Origin of the sequence: Methanobrevibacter sp. AbM4 (assembly GCF_000404165.1) — an archaeon.
In the GTDB taxonomy this organism is placed as follows: domain Archaea; phylum Methanobacteriota; class Methanobacteria; order Methanobacteriales; family Methanobacteriaceae; genus Methanarmilla; species Methanarmilla boviskoreani.
The window spans coordinates 842269-858964 of record NC_021355.1; the positions used below are offsets into that span (position 1 = coordinate 842269).

15 protein-coding genes are annotated in these 16696 nt (G+C 27.7%); 11 read left to right on the top strand and 4 right to left on the bottom strand.

Annotated elements, in window-relative coordinates:
• Window positions 1-280: 280 nt before the first annotated feature.
• The 4 genes from ABM4_RS03345 (at window position 281) to ABM4_RS03360 (ending at window position 5964) form a co-directional block, all read left to right on the top strand.
• The gene (locus tag ABM4_RS03345) at window positions 281-1441 is read left to right on the top strand and encodes a hypothetical protein (RefSeq protein WP_016358267.1); all 1161 of its coding nucleotides are present in this window, start codon (window positions 281-283) and stop codon (window positions 1439-1441) included.
• Window positions 1442-1496: 55 nt separating this feature from the next.
• Window positions 1497-2681 (top strand): tetratricopeptide repeat protein, encoded by a 1185-nt coding sequence (locus ABM4_RS03350; RefSeq protein ID WP_016358268.1) that lies wholly within the window; start codon window positions 1497-1499, stop codon window positions 2679-2681.
• A 389-nt stretch (window positions 2682-3070) separates the two neighbouring features.
• Window positions 3071-4105 (top strand): lipopolysaccharide assembly protein LapB, encoded by a 1035-nt coding sequence (locus ABM4_RS03355; protein WP_016358269.1) that lies wholly within the window; start codon window positions 3071-3073, stop codon window positions 4103-4105.
• A 281-nt stretch (window positions 4106-4386) separates the two neighbouring features.
• Window positions 4387-5964, top strand: coding sequence for a tetratricopeptide repeat protein (locus ABM4_RS03360; protein WP_016358270.1), 1578 nt, complete (start codon window positions 4387-4389; stop codon window positions 5962-5964).
• A 128-nt stretch (window positions 5965-6092) separates the two neighbouring features.
• On the opposite strand, the gene ABM4_RS03365 is transcribed toward ABM4_RS03360, so the two are convergent.
• The 3 genes from ABM4_RS03365 to mtxX form a co-directional block, all read right to left on the bottom strand.
• Window positions 6093-6854, bottom strand: coding sequence for a TatD family hydrolase (locus ABM4_RS03365; RefSeq protein ID WP_016358271.1), 762 nt, complete (start codon window positions 6852-6854; stop codon window positions 6093-6095).
• Window positions 6855-6940: 86 nt separating this feature from the next.
• Entirely contained in the window at window positions 6941-7705 is a 765-nt protein-coding gene (gene uppS, locus ABM4_RS03370; RefSeq protein WP_016358272.1) for a polyprenyl diphosphate synthase, read from the bottom strand.
• Window positions 7706-7901: 196 nt separating this feature from the next.
• Window positions 7902-8654: a methanogenesis marker protein Mmp4/MtxX gene (gene mtxX / locus ABM4_RS03375; protein WP_016358273.1), complete on the bottom strand. Its 753-nt coding sequence runs from the start codon at window positions 8652-8654 to the stop codon at window positions 7902-7904.
• A 451-nt stretch (window positions 8655-9105) separates the two neighbouring features.
• Here mtxX and ABM4_RS03380 point away from each other — a divergent pair, with 451 nt between their 5' ends.
• The 3 genes from ABM4_RS03380 to ABM4_RS03390 all read left to right on the top strand — a co-directional run bounded on the left by ABM4_RS03380 (window position 9106) and on the right by ABM4_RS03390 (window position 11756).
• On the top strand, window positions 9106-9831 hold the full coding sequence (locus ABM4_RS03380; RefSeq protein WP_016358274.1) for a DUF4012 domain-containing protein: 726 nt from the start codon (window positions 9106-9108) through the stop codon (window positions 9829-9831).
• Window positions 9832-10139: 308 nt separating this feature from the next.
• Entirely contained in the window at window positions 10140-11423 is a 1284-nt protein-coding gene (gene hisD / locus ABM4_RS03385) for a histidinol dehydrogenase (protein WP_016358275.1), read from the top strand.
• Window positions 11424-11450: 27 nt separating this feature from the next.
• A complete protein-coding gene (locus ABM4_RS03390) occupies window positions 11451-11756 on the top strand; it encodes a hypothetical protein (RefSeq protein WP_016358276.1) in 306 nt (101 codons plus the stop codon).
• A 194-nt stretch (window positions 11757-11950) separates the two neighbouring features.
• Here the strand turns inward: ABM4_RS03390 and ABM4_RS03395 are convergent, their stop codons facing one another.
• Complete coding sequence (locus ABM4_RS03395; RefSeq protein ID WP_016358277.1) at window positions 11951-12559, bottom strand: flavodoxin family protein; 609 nt, start codon at window positions 12557-12559, stop codon at window positions 11951-11953.
• Window positions 12560-12873: 314 nt separating this feature from the next.
• Between ABM4_RS03395 and aspS the strand changes: the two genes are divergently transcribed.
• The 4 genes from aspS to ABM4_RS03415 all read left to right on the top strand — a co-directional run bounded on the left by aspS (window position 12874) and on the right by ABM4_RS03415 (window position 16687).
• The gene (gene aspS, locus ABM4_RS03400; RefSeq protein ID WP_016358278.1) at window positions 12874-14193 is read left to right on the top strand and encodes an aspartate--tRNA(Asn) ligase; all 1320 of its coding nucleotides are present in this window, start codon (window positions 12874-12876) and stop codon (window positions 14191-14193) included.
• A gap of 196 nt (window positions 14194-14389) precedes the next feature.
• On the top strand, window positions 14390-15658 hold the full coding sequence (locus ABM4_RS03405; protein ID WP_016358279.1) for an NAD(P)/FAD-dependent oxidoreductase: 1269 nt from the start codon (window positions 14390-14392) through the stop codon (window positions 15656-15658).
• A 125-nt stretch (window positions 15659-15783) separates the two neighbouring features.
• Window positions 15784-16032 (top strand): hypothetical protein, encoded by a 249-nt coding sequence (locus ABM4_RS03410; RefSeq protein WP_016358280.1) that lies wholly within the window; start codon window positions 15784-15786, stop codon window positions 16030-16032.
• A 13-nt stretch (window positions 16033-16045) separates the two neighbouring features.
• The gene (locus ABM4_RS03415; RefSeq protein WP_016358281.1) at window positions 16046-16687 is read left to right on the top strand and encodes a cobalt-precorrin-8 methylmutase; all 642 of its coding nucleotides are present in this window, start codon (window positions 16046-16048) and stop codon (window positions 16685-16687) included.
• Window positions 16688-16696: the final 9 nt, after the last annotated feature.

Here is a 16696-nt window from a genome sequence, read left to right on the forward strand (position 1 = left end):
CCTATTAAATAAATATTATACTATTTTATTTTATTTAAAAATTAAAATACATTATTTATCTCGGATGTTTCTTGGAAATAAAAATAAATATTCTATAAACGTTTTTTATTTGAGTATTCTATTAAGATATTTCCATTTATTCGTTTTTAGAAAAACTTCGTTTGAAGTAAAATTTTTAATTTTTAAACTTCTTAAAAATTTTATATAAATAAAATTTTAAATTTTAAAAGTATATTATTGAATAATTATAAAAATATAATAAACCTATCATGGGGATATTATGTCTGATTTCGAGGAAGAGTTAAGTAAAGCAAAAGAGTTTTATTCTAATATGGAATTCCATTCTGCTTTGGATATTTATAAAAAGCTTTATAATGAGAATCCAAATAATATAACTGTTATTAACAATTTAGTTTCAACTTATATTAAAATTTTTGATTATAATCAAGCTATTAAATATGCTAATATCTATTTGGATATAAATCCGAATAATATAAATGTTTTGTTCTCAAAAACCGTGGCTTTGATTAATCTCAAACGTTTTGATGAGGCTTTGGAGGCAATTGATAGAGTTATACATATTTCACCTTTGGATTTAAATGCTTATACATTTAAATATAAGATATTGAATGCTTTGAATATGGAAGAGGAAAAAAGGGTTTTCTTTAGAGATTTAAAAAACTTCAGTCCACGTACTTTTACACGTTTGATGATTGTTTTAGGTTTTCTTAAGGAACAAGGTGATGATATTACTTTAAGGGAATTTGATAATATGTCTGAGGCTAAGATAAATAAAATGTCTAAAGAAATTGTAAATGATTTTTCCTTTTTATATGAGGATATCAAGAATCCTTTTGTGGAATATAGACAGAATTTATTTATCACAATTCTTGAAAACCTTGCCTGCAAAAATCCTAATCTTCAGGAAATTCTTGATTTAATGGTTGATGATGACTATGAAGGCGCATTAGATGAGGTTAATCATCAGATTACAGTTAATTTTGATGATGATGAGTGTATAAATGAGGATATGGACTTAAATAAAGATAGTGTATACTGTGAAAAGAATAAAAATTTACTTATTTTTAAATCAGTAATATTATTCAATTTAAATGATGAGAAAGATGCGTTTAATATAATAAATAATCTTTTGGATATTGATAACAGTTCATTTGAGATTTTATCTATACGGGCTATAATACAAGCTAGTCTTGGAAATTATAATAATGCTTCCAGATCTTTTAAAAAAGCTTTAAATATAAATGATGAGAATCTTGATTTATGGGTATTATATATTTACTCACTTGTATTGAATGATAATTTGGATAAGGCAATTGAAGAAAATGAGCATGCATTAGAATCAATACCTGATAGCGATATTTTAAAAGCTAATCTTGAAAATATTAAAAATGATATGGAAAATGATGAGGTATCTGATTAAAGTATTAAACATTTGACAAATTTTAAATAAACACATTTTTAGAAGGTAAAGTTTTATGGAAATTTTATTAGAAAAATACCATCACGCTAATTCATTGTTAAAGAAGGGAAAGATAGATAAAGCTGTAAATATTTATCTGGAATTATTGGATAAAGATTTTAGAAAAAAAGAGGTTTTAGAGAAATTAGTATGGTTATATTTTGAAAACTATGATTTTGATAATGCTGAGAAATATATTGATTTATATTTGGAGGAAAATCCTATAAGTGTTGATGTTTTATCTGCTAAAGTTTGTATTTTATTTAAAAACAAGGAATTTTCAGAAGCTTTAACAATATGTAATAAGATGATTGAAATAGATTCAGAATCCCAGATTGCATATTCATTTAAATTATCCCTTCTTGAGGTATTGGGAAGAAATTCTGAAAGGGAAAGAATTATTAACTTCTTAAAAAAGGATAAACCTGAAATATATAAGAATATTAATTATTTTGATGGTAATCAGAAGAAATTGGATAATAATAATTCCAATTTACAGGATTTCTATAATGGTGTTGAAAGCCAAATTGAAACGTCCGATGATAGAATTAAAGAGTTTTTTAATAGGAAATATCTTGAGATTACAAGGGATAGTGAGGATTTAACCCTCTATAATTTTTTAATTTCTGATAAAAATGAAACAGATAATAAGGAATTTAATGCATTGCTTAAGAATTCACAGAAATATTTCGATGAGGGCAATTTTCCAAAATCATTAGAATATATTAGCTGGGCATTGGAATTTTATCCAAACAATATAGAGGCATTACTTTTTAAAGCATTAATCTATATTAATGTTGGAGATTTTGATAAGGCTTTAACCACTGTCGATTCAATTCTCGAGTTAAATAGGAGAAATGTATCCAGTTTACTACTTAAGGGATTAATATATATCTATACTAAACAGTATAATAGGGCACAGATTATCTTTAAACAATTATTGAATGATCATGATAATGATGTTACTTTATGGCGTTTCTATTATATGTCCGTTGCAATAACTGGTGACTATTTAAGGGCATTACAAATTAACTATGATGCTATATCCAAATTCCAGGATAATAAATCTTTATGGAAGGATTATCACTATTTTGAAACTAAAGTTGATAAGATTGAAAAACAGAATTTAAGAGAATCCTTTGATAAAAGCTATAAAAAGGGTTCCAATTTTAAAAATTCAACCTTAGACGATTTTTTTTAGTTTAATCCTATTATTTTTATTCTTATTCTTATTCTTGAAAAGTGGTAGTTGATATTATTAAAAGATTAAAAAAATAAAAGATTAAAAGATTTTATTTCTTTGGTTTAATAGTTGCTAACCCTATTGAAGATAAATTTAATAATAACATTATCTGTCTGGATAGAATTTACCTCTTTTTTTTTAAAACTTACTTGTATTATTAGACTTGATTCTTTCTTTGATATTTTAGAGAGAATTTCTATTAAGTTTTTTTTTAAATAGATTAAGATGAACTAAAGAAATTTAATATGCTTTTTTTAAAACATAAGAAAATACTTTATATGATAAATATTATAATATTAATAAATTGTAGTTTAATTTAATCATTAATAATTTGGAGTATTGTATTTATGCCTAATCTAGATAATATTTTTAATCAAAACTCTTCAGGTAGTGAGGAGACTGTTGAAAATAATACTCGGGATAATAAAGATTATTCAAATGAAAATATTGATGATTATGTCTTAAATTTACAAACCGATTTGAAATTGAAAAATAAGATCTATTACATTTTTAAGGAATTGGAAGAAGAGTATGATGATGAATTTGATTTAAATATTGAAAAATCCAAGGTTTTTGCAGATATTGAAAAATATGAAGAGGCTATAGTTTATTTAGACAATGCTTTAAAAATTAAAAGTGATAAAAAAATCCTGTTTTTAAAAGCCAGATATTTGCATGAACTTAAAAATGATGAAGAATCTTTAAAAATTGTTAATATGATTTTAGATAAAGATCCTGATTGTTATGATGCTTTAAAATTAAAAGTTTCCCTTTTATGTTCACTTAAAAAATATGATGAATCTGAGATAATATTTAACAAAGCAACTTCAATCAATCCTGAGGATATGGATATTTGGCAATTGTATGCTGATGAGTTTGATGCAATATCAGACTATGATAAGGCATTAGAGATAAATAGTAATGCATTAGATTTGTTTCCAGATAATCTCGATTTGTTATATGACAGACGTTATTATTTAATAAACAACGATGCCGATGAATCTACAATTAATCAATTAAACAATAAAATAAATAATCAAGAGCCAGACCTTCCGGAAGATTATGGTTTAAGTTCAACTATTATCTTATCAGATATGGATGATGATAAGGATAATGTGCCAATTACAGAACTTGAGGATAATCAGAACCAATCATTGGATAACTTTATTGTAAGTGGTCCTAAACACTTGGAGGACAGTGATAGCGAAAGTTCTGATGATAATGATATTTTCGATATAGATTCTGAGGATAAACATTTTGATGATGAGGAAAATGTAGATAATCTGGATTATGATGCTGAAGCTGAAGAAGATTCAAATGATGAACATATTGATTATAAAACTAGAACTAAAGAAGTAACATTAGATAGTTTTTTTAATTAGATAACTATCCTTATATTTTTTTAAATTTTAATAGGACTTCTATAATTTCTAACTGTTTTTAAAATTTTATTGAATAAGTTTATTAGTTATAAATATAATATTATATTTAATATTTTAATGAGCTATTTTTTTAATTTCTAACTTTTTTTAAAATTTTATTAAATAAGTTTATTAATCATAAATATAATATTATATCAAATACAATTTTAATCTTAACAAATCAATTATTATCTTTTAATTTTTAATTTTTATTTGATTATATGAGTAATGGAGGCAATATTATGTCTAGTCTAGATGAAAAATTTGAAAAAGCATATGACAATTATGAAAATCACCAAATCGATGAAGCTTTAAAATTATTTGAAGAATTGTTTGAAGAGGAATATGATTTGGAGAAAATCATTCCACCAATGATTGATTTATATCTTGCAACAGATGATTTAGAAAAGGGAGAGGAATGTGTAGATATATTGCTTAAAGACGATTCTGAGAATTTGGAAGCATTATCTATTAAATCTTATATTTTAACCCATATGGAAAAATTTGAAGATGCATTAGAGTATGCAGAAAAAATCATAGAACTTGATCCAAATGTTGAGGAGGGATACCTCCTTAAGATATCTATTTATCATCTTCAAAATAGGACTGAGGATATAAATAATTATGTGGATGAACTTGTTGAGGAAAGACCTGAAGTAATTGATGGAATTAAAGAATTTACAGGTTTAGGTCCTGAAGATTTAAAAACAGGTATTGTTCCGGAATTTGATGATGAGGTTGAGGAACACGACCATAGTGAATGTGACCATGACCATCATCACCATCATCATGATGACGAATGTGAACATTATGATGAACACCATGGTCCAAACAGTGATGATGATTATGAATGTGAGCATCCCGAACTTCATGAACACGACCATGCCCATGACCATCAAGAGCCTATGGATGAGGAAACAATAAATAACATGCTTAAAGAAATCTATGAAGAGGTTGATGCAAATACTGATGATGAAGTGGAACGTAATCTCTATAAAGCAAATGGTGCAGCACAATTTTCAAGATTTGAAGAATCATTAGATTTTATTGATGAAGCTTTAAAAATTGATGATAAAAACATGGATGCACTTCTTTTAAAGTCTGCCATATTATTCAATCTTACAAAATTTGATGAGGCATTAACTACTATTGATAATGTAATTGAATTATATCCGGATAATACCGATGCATTAACTTTTAAAGGATTTGTTTATCTTAATTTAGGTGATTTTAAAGAGGCGGAAAATTCATTTAAAACAGCTTTGGATTTAGATAATGATGACTTTGAAGTATGGAGGCAATATTCATTTGCGGTTGCATCCGGTGGAGACATGAATAGGGCAATTGGTATTAATCAGAAGGCCCTTAAAAAATTCCCAGAAGAGTCTGATCTATGGTATGATAGATATAACTTCCTAAACCAAATTGACTCTAAAGCTAAAGCTCAGGAGGCTTTGGATAAATGTTTAGAATTAAATCCTAATCAATTAGATTATCAAGGAAACCCTGTATCCAGTGATAATTCTGATGAAACTGAGGAAGAATCAGATTTTGGTGATTTTGGTGATAATGATCAATTTGATTTAAACAATGTGGATTTAAACAATGTAAATCCTGAAGATATTGAATTATCTCCAGAAGAAGAAAGATTATTTACATTATTATCTGAAAATGGATATGATTCACAGAAAGCTACAAATTTAGTTTTATCTTCTTATCAAGAGGTAATGTCTCAGAATTTAAATGTTTCCGATGAAGAAGAGCTATTTAAAAAAGTAGTGGATCTTGTTGAAAAGAAGATTCATAATGGTGATATCTAGATAAAAAGATTATCTTCTTTTTATAAGATTCTTATTTTTTATTTTTAAAGGGTTTTTATAATAGTTAATTTTTTTATTTTTTTAGATGTTTTTTATTTTAAAAGGGTTTTTATAATCGTTTTTTTAAATTAAATGTTAAATACTTTTTTTGCATTGTTAGTTGTTATTTTATCGACTTCTTCCAGGTCGATATTTTGTATTTCAGCTATTTTTTTAGCACCTCTTAAAACATATGCAGGTTCATTTCTCTCTTCTTTAGTAAGTCCTAAAAACGGACTATCTGTTTCTGTTAACATATATTCAACAGGTATTTTTGCTGCTAAATCCTGATGATGTTTTGAATAACAAACCATAGTTGAAAATGACATAAAATAATTGTCATGTTCCATTATTCTTTTTGCGGTTTTTAAACTACCACTAAAACAATGGAATACTACATATGGAATATTATCGTATTCATTAACAATGTTTAATCCTTTTTTATCACAGTCCCTTACATGTAGAAGTAAAGGTTTTTTGTATTCATCTGCAATTTCTACAAAAGATATGAAGTTTTCCCTCTGTTTTTGACGTGAGGCTTTGTCCCTTACAAAATAGTAATCCATTCCAACTTCACCAATAGCAACACAGTTATTAATATTGTCTATTAAAAATTCCTGAAATTCCTTAATCTCCTCTTTAGTTTTTTCATGGGATGATACTGGTGAAAATCCTAAACTAGGATATATAAAATCAGGATATTTTTTAGCTAATTCTAAAATTTTTAGACCTGTTGCTTTATTAATTCCAGAGTCAACAATGGAATCTAATACATTTTGGGCTCTATCAATAACATCCTTTCGGTCTTTATCATACTCTTCAAAATCTATATGGCAATGTGTATCAATCATGGAAGTCACTTATAAAAATAATTTTTAAAAAAATAGTGTTAAGATTTAAATAAAATAAATCTTTATAATAAAAAAATAAAAGGAATTTAGGTACCAAAACGTCTGTCTCTTGCTTGGTAATCTCTAATTGCTCTTAAAAAATCAGTTTTTCTAAATTCCGGCCATAAACTGTCACAGAAATATAATTCGGAATATGATGATTGCCATAGTAAGAAACCACTTAATCTTTCCTCACCACTAGTACGGATTATTAAATTAGGATCCTCAAGTCCTCCTGTATAAAGGTTTTTACCAATTATCTCTTCATTAACATCATCGATAGATAGTTTACCTTCTTCAATTTCTTTATACACTTTTTTAACAGCATCGACAATCTCAAGTCTGCCGTCATATCCAATTGCTAAGTTAAATAATCTGTCTTTATAATCCTTGGTTGATTCCTCAGCTTCCTTTATTGCATCTTTAACATCATCCGGTAAAAGGTCGGTTCTGCCAACAACTTGAACTTTCACATGATTTCTATGTATTTTTTCATTAGTAGTTAATCTTTTAAAGTTTTTAACAAATAAATCCATTAATCCGTCTACTTCATGTTTTGATCTATTAAAATTCTCAGTAGAAAAAGCATAAACGGTAATAATTTTAATGCCTAAATCGATAGTCCAGTCTAACACTTTTTCTAATGTATCTACTCCTTTTTCATGCCCTTTGATTACATCCATATTTCCCTGAATTTTACTATATCTACGATTGCCATCCATTATAATAGCAATATGCTTGGGCATTTTATTAGGGTCTAAGTGTTTCATAATATACCATTCGTATATTCTATAAAAAAATTGAGCCACCATTTTATCCCTTTTTTTCTCTTTTTAAATTTGAATAAATATTTTAATTCCCCAAAAAATATATCAAATTTTCATAAATTTATATTATAATAATATATTTATTTATTTATTTTATAATATAGTTAACTACTGATTTATAAATTAAATGTTTAGTTTTAAAAAATATTTTTTTTTAAAAAAAAGGAAGTAGATTAAGATATTAGTTTTCTTTTTTATTTTCCGCAAGCCGAGCTGCAAATTTAAGAATCCTTACATATCCCTCTGTTGTCTGATCTCTACTTGTATCAATATAAAAATCATCTATTCCCAAGGTTATACCGCCATAACTAGGCCAATTACATAATAAAACCAAAATTCTAAATATATAATTTCCAATAATTCCATTAGGTGCTAACAGAATATTATTATTCTCTTTAATTGCTTTTTCAATGAGAATATAATAATTTTTAATTGTTGTGTTATTGAATCTTTCATCCTTTGAAAATTCAGATTTTAACCTTTTCTCAATTAATTGGCTTTCTTTTAAGGTTTTATCTATTTCTTTTGTACGATTAAAATCATCACTTCTTCCACCTGAGAGTATTGCTATTTTTGGTTCTTTGTTGATTTTAAGTAGAAATTCACATCCCTGTTCTACAAGTGTAATCTTATCTTCAATACTTTGACCTTCATCAATGCCGACAGGTAGAATTAAAAATTCATGGTCTTTAGAATGAATATATGTTCCACGGTTAATTTTTAAGGAGGGATTCTCAGATTTTAAACTTTTAATAACATTAGAGGCAGCAAGGGATCCCCTTATAACTGCATCAACATCCTTATTTTTAATAGCATCAATTAATTCCCTTTCATTTTCTACAAGATTGACCTCAATATTGTCATCTTGGTTTACAATTTCAGATGCTTTAATTATATTTCTGTTTTTTCCTAAACCTGCTGTAATCTTTATCATTATGTTATTATTATTTGAATAAATTAATAAATATATTTATTAATAAGTTAATTTCTTAAGTCTTGAAAGTATATCAGTGATTTTTTCTAGTTTATTCTATTTTATTTAATTTTCAGTTGACTTTTGAATTTTTTTTAATTCAATTCTATTAAATTTCTTTATTTATTTTAATAAAAAACTCTTATAAGGGTTTATATTCAAGTTTAACTAAATTTATTCCTTTTTTTTATTTAAATTTATAGATTAAATATTTTAATAAGATTTTCATTTTTTTATAATTATTTATTTAATATTTTATACTATAACAATGTTATTTATAAGAAAATCCATTAATATTATATGTTAAAAAAAATATATAATCTATAGAATTAAATTATTTAAGGAATATATCTAATTTTTTATAAATTTAGATTATTATAGATAATTTGAATCTATAATTAAAGTGAGTTTTATGAGACGAACAAAGAAGTTGGTTATTGCAATTCTATTTGTAATACTTGTAGGATTGGTTGCAAATTATGCAGGTACTTATATATATCATGTGGGTACCTCACAAGGAGAGTTAGCACAAGGAGATAAAAACATATTGATTTGTGCAATTGATGAAAGCGAAAAACGTCCAGGAATGGGGGCATGTGATATGGCTTTCATTGTTCATTTACATAATGGTTCAATTGTTAATTACACAGCTGTATATCCACATGGTATGACTCACCCAACTAAAGCAGAGCCAGCAGAAGCTCAAGCTCAAGGAGCAGGTTCTAAACTCCTACTTCATGATTCTTTCTGGGAAAATAATACAGATCAATCAATGCAGAATGCTAAAGAGATTGTAGAGTATAATACTAATGTTTCAATAGATGCTGTTGTTGCTGTGAATAGTGAAGCTATGACTGCGATAATTGATTCAGCAGGACCTTTAGTTGTTGATGGTAAAACTATTAATAGTAGTGCTATCGATGTTGTTCGTGAAGAGCAATACACTAATAAAAACTCTAGGGGAAGCTCTGTAATGATGTTAGTTAAAGCTGTTGCTAATGCAACAAATGATCCTGGTAAAAAAATGAATATGGTTAACACAGCTTTGAATCAATATAATAAAGGAAATATAGTAATGACTCCTAAAGGTGCATTTACTAGTTTATTATATACCAAAGGAATAAATGCATTATTATAAATAATGTATTTTCCTTTTTTTATTATTAACTCTCTTTAAATAATTTAATTTCATTATTCTTTTTTTTATTTAATATTTTCAATGTTTTAAACTCCTTTTAAAAGTAAATGTTCTTCTTTTATAAAAAAATTTTATTGATTTTTAAGTAATTAGAAATATTTTTAAAATTAGTGGTTTTCATTTAATTATTTAAAAAGATTCAATAATATAATAATATATAATTATTAAAAATTACATAGTATAATTATAATAAATTAATTAAACCAATTAAACTTATTTTAAATTATTATTAAATGATTAGTGATATAATGGATGTAATTAAGTATGATGATAGTCAACTTGAAGATATTATAAAAAGATCTGAAGAAGATGTTAATAATGTTCTTGGTACTGTAAGTGATATCTTGGTTGATATTAAAGAAAATAAAGACAAAGCTATCTTAGGTTACACTGAAAAATTCGATGGTGTTAAACTAGGTGATATGAAGGTTTCTAAAGAGGAAATTGAAGAGGCTTATAATAATATTGATGATGATCTTATAGATGCTCTAAAAAGTGCGTCAGCCAATATTGAAAAATTCCATAAGGCTGAAATTCCAAAGGAATGGGATATGGAAGTAATTGATGGGATTAAAGCAGGCCAAATCATAAGACCCCTTGAAACCGTTGGTTGTTATATTCCCGGTGGAAGGGCTGCATACCCCTCAACTATTTTAATGACTGTAATTCCTGCTAAGATTGCAGGTGTTAAAAAGATTGTTTGTTGTACACCACCTGGAAAGGACGGTAAAGTTATGGATGCAATTTTAGTTGCAAGTGATATTGCAGGAGCAGATGAAATATATAAGGTTGGTGGAGCACAGGCTATTGGTGCAATGGCATATGGTTCAGAAACTGTTCCCAAAGTCGATAAGATAGTAGGCCCTGGAAATATATTTGTAACAGCCGCTAAAAAATTGGTTTATGGAAATGTGGATATTGAATTTCCGGCAGGTCCGTCAGAATTGCTTATATTGGCTGATGAAACTGATGATGCGGAATTTATTGCATATGATTTCTTATCACAAGCAGAACATGATCCCAATGCAGCTTGTATATTTGTAACACCTAATGAAGAATTAGCAGATGAGGTAGCAGTTGAAATTGATAAGAAAACTAAAGAGGCAGTACGCCGTGAGATTATTGAATCATCTATTGAAAAAAGGGGAAGGATTGTACTTGTTAAAGATTTAGATGAGGGAATATATCTAACAAATAAATATGCTCCGGAGCATTTAATTATTTCAACTAAGGATAATGATTACACATTAAGTAAAATAAACAATGCAGGTTCTATATTTTTAGGTAATTATTCACCTGTGGCATGTGGGGATTATGGTTCTGGAACAAACCATGTACTTCCAACTGGTGGTGGTGCAAGAATGTATTCTGGATTATCTACTGAGGATTTCCTTAAAAAACCTACTGTACAGGAAGTTTCAAAAGAAGGTTTGAATGTTCTTAAAGAGACTATTATTCCTATTGCAGAATATGAAGGTTTCTTTGCACATGCTGACTCTGTAAAGGTAAGATTTAGGGAAGATAAAAACTAGTTATTCTTAATTATTTAAGGTGATATTATGCCATCTAACTCAGAGAATATACTTGAGCAGATAGAGGAGATTTCAGAAAAAATCACTGAAACAAATAAGTTTACAAGATCTCAGAAAGGACTTGTTGACGATATTACAAGAGCGATTGAATATGAGGAAGAAAATGAATTTGAAAATTTAATCTCCAATGTTGAAGATGATGATGTTTTCATTAAAACCTCAGAGGATTATAAAAAGATTAAAAATGATTTAGATAAACTTAATAAACTTAATCTTGAACAGGTTAAGGTTTTAAATGAGATTAAAGGTCTTATCTTAAAGAGTTTAAACTAAAATTCATTATAATTCTATTTTTTTTTTTAAAATTTTTTATTAAGATATCTTTTTTATTTTATCATATTTTAAGTATTTATTTAATGTATGAATTTGGGTTTTGGTCAAATCTTAAGGAGAAATAGTATTAGGGTTTAAAATCTTTTATTTTTCAAACTTGATATTTTAAAAAAAGAGTAGATAATTGATTACAATTATCTAATAAAATTGGTTCTTACTTCTTTTTCATGTTCTGGTTTTTCAACTTTATCAAAAGCATTTAACATCCAAGCCATGTTTCTTGCAAGTGTTCTCATGGTTTGAACTCCTTCCTTATCCTGTCTAACCTCTTCAGGGGTGTTACCATGAACAGCATTCCAGTATTGACTTGGTACAATTGGCATGTTTCTAATAGTAAAGTATTTATTTAATCTATCAAAACTTGCAGTTGAACCTGAACGTCTACAACTTACAATACCCGCTCCAGGTTTATTTGCAAATTTGCCTAAATCATGGTAGAAAACCCTATCAAGTATTGCACATAATGCACCATTAGGCCCTGCAAAGTAAACTGGTGAGCCTACAATAATTCCATCACATTCAAGTAATGCTTTCTTAATATCATTAGTACAATCATCTGTAAAGTTACACAATCCGTCTTCAAGGCATTTTTCACATGCAACACAGCCACGGACCTGTCTGTTTCTAATCCATATTTTTTCAGTATCAATATCATATTTGGCTAGCTCTTCACTAATGATTGTTAAAGCTTCATTTGTACATCCATCCCTATGTGGACTTCCATTTACAAGTAATACCTTCATATTATCACCTAAAATCTAAAAATATATAAATTTAAAATTGTTTTTTATATAATTATATATTTATATTTATGAATATTTAAAATTTTTAACATTTTAAATCGATTGAAAGCATTATTAAAATATAAAGTTTATTAATTAAAAATTATATAAATACTGATGTATGAAATACTTCTTAAAAAATTATTGAAATTTTAAATCTTAAATTTGTTTGAAACAATAATTAAGCTATTTTGTTTATAGAAAGAGATTTTTATTAAATATAATTTTTTATATTTCTTACTCTTATTATTTTTTTTATTATAGAGGTGAATTAAGTGGAATACTTATTAAGAGACTTAAGAAGAACTCATTATACTAAAGATGTTACCACTGATGTAATAGGTCAGGATGTAACTATTATGGGATGGGTTCATGAAATTCGTGATTTAGGTGGAATTATTTTCTTACTTATTCGTGATTTCAAAGGTATGATACAGGTTACTGCACCTAGTAAAAAAGTATCTGCTGAAATCTTGGAAGATATTAGAGCTCTTAGAAAAGAATCAGTAGTTGCAGTTAAAGGTACTGTACAAGACTCTAATAAAGCACCAAATGGTGTAGAAATTATACCATCCGAAATTACAGTATTAAATATGGCTGATCAACCATTGCCAATGGATCCAACTGAAAAGGTTAAAGCTGAAATCGATACTAGATTAAATTCCAGATTCTTAGATTTAAGAAAACCTGGTGTAAGTGCAATATTTAAGATTAAAAATCAAATGTTTAAATCTGTACGTGAATACTTTGCAGATAATGATATAATTGAGATTCATACTCCTAAACTTGTAGCATCAGCTACTGAAGGAGGAACTGAACTTTTCCCAATTACTTATTTTGAAAGAGAGGCATTCTTAGGACAATCACCACAATTATACAAACAAATGATGATGTCTGCTGGATTTGATAAAGTATTTGAAATTGGTCAAATATTCAGGGCAGAAGAGCATGATACTCTAAGACATTTAAACGAGGCAATTTCTATAGATATGGAAGCATCTTTCATGGATGATGAAGATGTAATGAAAATGTTAAATGAAATGTTAGTTAAAGTTATTGCTGATGTAAATGAATATCGCTCTGAGGAATTAAATACTTTAGAACATAAAATAGAGGTACCTCAAGGTAAGTTTGAAGTAATCGATTATGATGAAGCTGTGGACCTTGTTAACTCCCGTGGAGTTGAAATGGAATATGGTGAGGATTTATCCCGTGAAGGTGAAAAGGTTTTAGGAGATGCAATGGATGATTTCTATTTCTTAACCGGATGGCCTACTGCAATTAAACCATTCTATGTAATGCCTTATGAAAACAAACCTGAAAAATCCCATGCTTTCGATTTAATGTATAAAAATCTTGAATTATCTTCAGGAGCAACCCGTATCCACCAATATGATCTTTTACTTAATCAATTAATAGCTAAAGATTTAAATCCTGAATCATTTGAAGCATACTTAAAGGCATTTAAATATGGTATGCCTCCTCACGCAGGATGGGGTCTTGGTGCAGACAGAGTAAACATGGTTTTAACTGGTGTTGAAAACATTAGGGAAACTGTACTCTTCCCAAGAGACAGACATCGATTAACTCCTTAGGTTTAAAACCTAAGGTTTATTTTTTACTATTTTTTATTATTTTTATTTTTCAATTTAGTCTTGCTGTTTTTTTAGTGTAATCTTTAATGTAATTGCTGTTTTATGAATCTTTTCACTTTTTAGAGGAACCTGTTTTTATATTATAAACTCTAATTTTTAAATTATGTTTTAATATTATGAGGAACATAGTAATCTTATGGTCTATGATATTGTTATTATTGGGGGAGGAGCTAGTGGGATGATGTGTGCAATTAGTGCTGCTCAAACATCACCTGGAACTAAGATAGTTCTTCTTGAGAAAAATGATCGATTAGGTCGTAAATTAGCTATTACTGGTCATGGACGTTGTAATATAACAAACTCCGCTCCCCTTAGAGAAACTCTTAACAAATATGGCAAGAGGGAAAGTAAATTCTTGAAACACTCTTTTTACAATTTAAAAAATGAGGATTTACTTAATATTTTTAGAGAAAAAGGTTTGGAGTTTAAAGTTGAGGGGAATAATAGGGTTTTTCCAATAACTGAAAAATCACAGTCAGTAATAAATGTATTAAAATCATATTTATCTGATTTAAATGTGGAAATCAAATTAAACTTTGATGTTGAATCTGTTGAAAAGGATTCTGATTTATTTTTAATTAAATCCAAGGATAATGTTATTAAATCTAGAAGTCTTGTTTTAGCTACTGGCGGTCTAACCTATCCGAATACCGGCTCAACAGGTGATGGTTATAGATTTGCAAGTAATTTATCACACCATATATCTGCAATAAAACCTGCTGCCTGTGGTTTTATAATCAATGATAATAATTTAATCAAGCTTAAAGGATTAAGCTTTGAAAATTTAAAGGTATCTTTTAGGGATATGTCCGGTAAAAATATTGAAAGATGTGGGGATATGCTTATATCTCATAATGGTCTTACAGGACCTGTAATAATTAATCTTAGTAATGAACTTATGAATAATCAGGATTTTGATATGTTGAATGGTATTAAAGACTTTAAAAAAACTGATATCTTCATTGATTTTGCTCCGGATTCAAACAGGGAAGAGCTTAAAAATGGTATAATCAATACCCAAGATAATAAGAAAGAGATACATAATTATTTAAATAATTATCTTCCAAATAATTTCTCCAAATACTTTTTGGATACTATTGGTGTGGATAGAACAGTAACTTTAAGTAATTTATCAAAAAAGGATAGAAATAAAATAATTGAAGGATTGAAAAGTTTTAAATTAACTGTTGATAATATAGCTATTAAAAGTGCATATATTACTCTTGGAGGTATTGAATTAGACGAGATTAATCCGAAAACTCTTGAATCTAAATTGGTTGATGGTTTATATTTTGCAGGGGAAATCTTAGATGTCTGTGGACCGACTGGAGGATATAATTTAATGATTGCATTTACAACTGCCTATCTTGCAGGCCAATCAGTAGCCAGATCAGTAAATTCTTAGTTAAGATTTTAAGTGTTTTTTTTAAATTTTTATAAACTAAATATTATGGCAATTATCTAATTTAATAATTTAATTAATTATAAAAACTAATAGAACATATATAATTATATTATATAGGTGAAATAATGGAAACTTATGCAATAGAATATATTTTTAATCATATTCACAGATTATACTCAGAAAATCCAAAAGGAGATTATGGTTATATAAAAATATATCTTAAAAGTAAAATGAGTATTAAAACTCATATTAAAGATATAGTATATGATGAACTAGATAAAGGAATTATTTTTATTAAATATGAGAATAATGAAGACTTCGGGGAATTTATTTCAACTGAAGATATTATTAAAATTAGACATGTAAGTCCATGAAGATGTGATAACAATGTTTATGGGAGCATCTACAGATCAGGGTATGGATATTGCAACGAAAAGTAGGGATATTATACGTTCATTAATAGGTGATGATATTAAAGATTTAAATCCTGCAGAAAGGGATATTGTTGAACGTATTGTACATTCCACTGCAGATCCGGAATATGCTAAATTGGTATCAATTAGTCAGGATTTTGTTGAGGTTAGTCTTAAGTCCTTAAAAAAACATGAGGATATTCTAACTGATATCAATATGGTTAAAGCGGGAATTACCCAGTATGACGGTGAGGTATATTCCTATATTAAAGATGAGAATGTTAAAGAATATGCCAAAGATAAGGGTATTACAAGGGCAGCTGCCGCAATGGAGTATGCCGCAAAAGAAGGTTTTGAGGGTATAATTGTTATTGGTAATGCTCCAACTTCCTTATTTAAATCTATTGAACTTGTAGAATCTGGCAAGCTAAACGCAAGGTCTATAGTTGGTGTTCCTGTAGGATTCGTGAAGGCAGCTGATTCAAAGGAAGCCCTTTCAAAATCAAATATTCCTCATGTAATCACCCGTGGACCTAAAGGAGGTACACCAATTGCCGTTGCATGTGTAAACAGTTTAATTTCAACTTTAAAAAATGAGAATTATTATCAAAGATAATTAGTTTGT

Coding starts and splice junctions, on each gene's coding strand:
- ABM4_RS03360 (WP_016358270.1), top strand. CDS start 4,387: ATGTCTAGTCTAGATGAAAAATTTGAAAAAGCATATGACAATTATGAA.
- ABM4_RS03395 (WP_016358277.1), bottom strand. CDS start 12,559: ATGAAGGTATTACTTGTAAATGGAAGTCCACATAGGGATGGATGTACA.
- ABM4_RS03350 (WP_016358268.1), top strand. CDS start 1,497: ATGGAAATTTTATTAGAAAAATACCATCACGCTAATTCATTGTTAAAG.
- ABM4_RS03380 (WP_016358274.1), top strand. CDS start 9,106: ATGAGACGAACAAAGAAGTTGGTTATTGCAATTCTATTTGTAATACTT.
- ABM4_RS03390 (WP_016358276.1), top strand. CDS start 11,451: ATGCCATCTAACTCAGAGAATATACTTGAGCAGATAGAGGAGATTTCA.
- ABM4_RS03405 (WP_016358279.1), top strand. CDS start 14,390: ATGGTCTATGATATTGTTATTATTGGGGGAGGAGCTAGTGGGATGATG.
- hisD (WP_016358275.1), top strand. CDS start 10,140: ATGGATGTAATTAAGTATGATGATAGTCAACTTGAAGATATTATAAAA.
- ABM4_RS03355 (WP_016358269.1), top strand. CDS start 3,071: ATGCCTAATCTAGATAATATTTTTAATCAAAACTCTTCAGGTAGTGAG.
- ABM4_RS03410 (WP_016358280.1), top strand. CDS start 15,784: ATGGAAACTTATGCAATAGAATATATTTTTAATCATATTCACAGATTA.
- mtxX (WP_016358273.1), bottom strand. CDS start 8,654: ATGATAAAGATTACAGCAGGTTTAGGAAAAAACAGAAATATAATTAAA.
- ABM4_RS03415 (WP_016358281.1), top strand. CDS start 16,046: ATGTTTATGGGAGCATCTACAGATCAGGGTATGGATATTGCAACGAAA.
- ABM4_RS03365 (WP_016358271.1), bottom strand. CDS start 6,854: ATGATTGATACACATTGCCATATAGATTTTGAAGAGTATGATAAAGAC.
- ABM4_RS03345 (WP_016358267.1), top strand. CDS start 281: ATGTCTGATTTCGAGGAAGAGTTAAGTAAAGCAAAAGAGTTTTATTCT.
- uppS (WP_016358272.1), bottom strand. CDS start 7,705: ATGGTGGCTCAATTTTTTTATAGAATATACGAATGGTATATTATGAAA.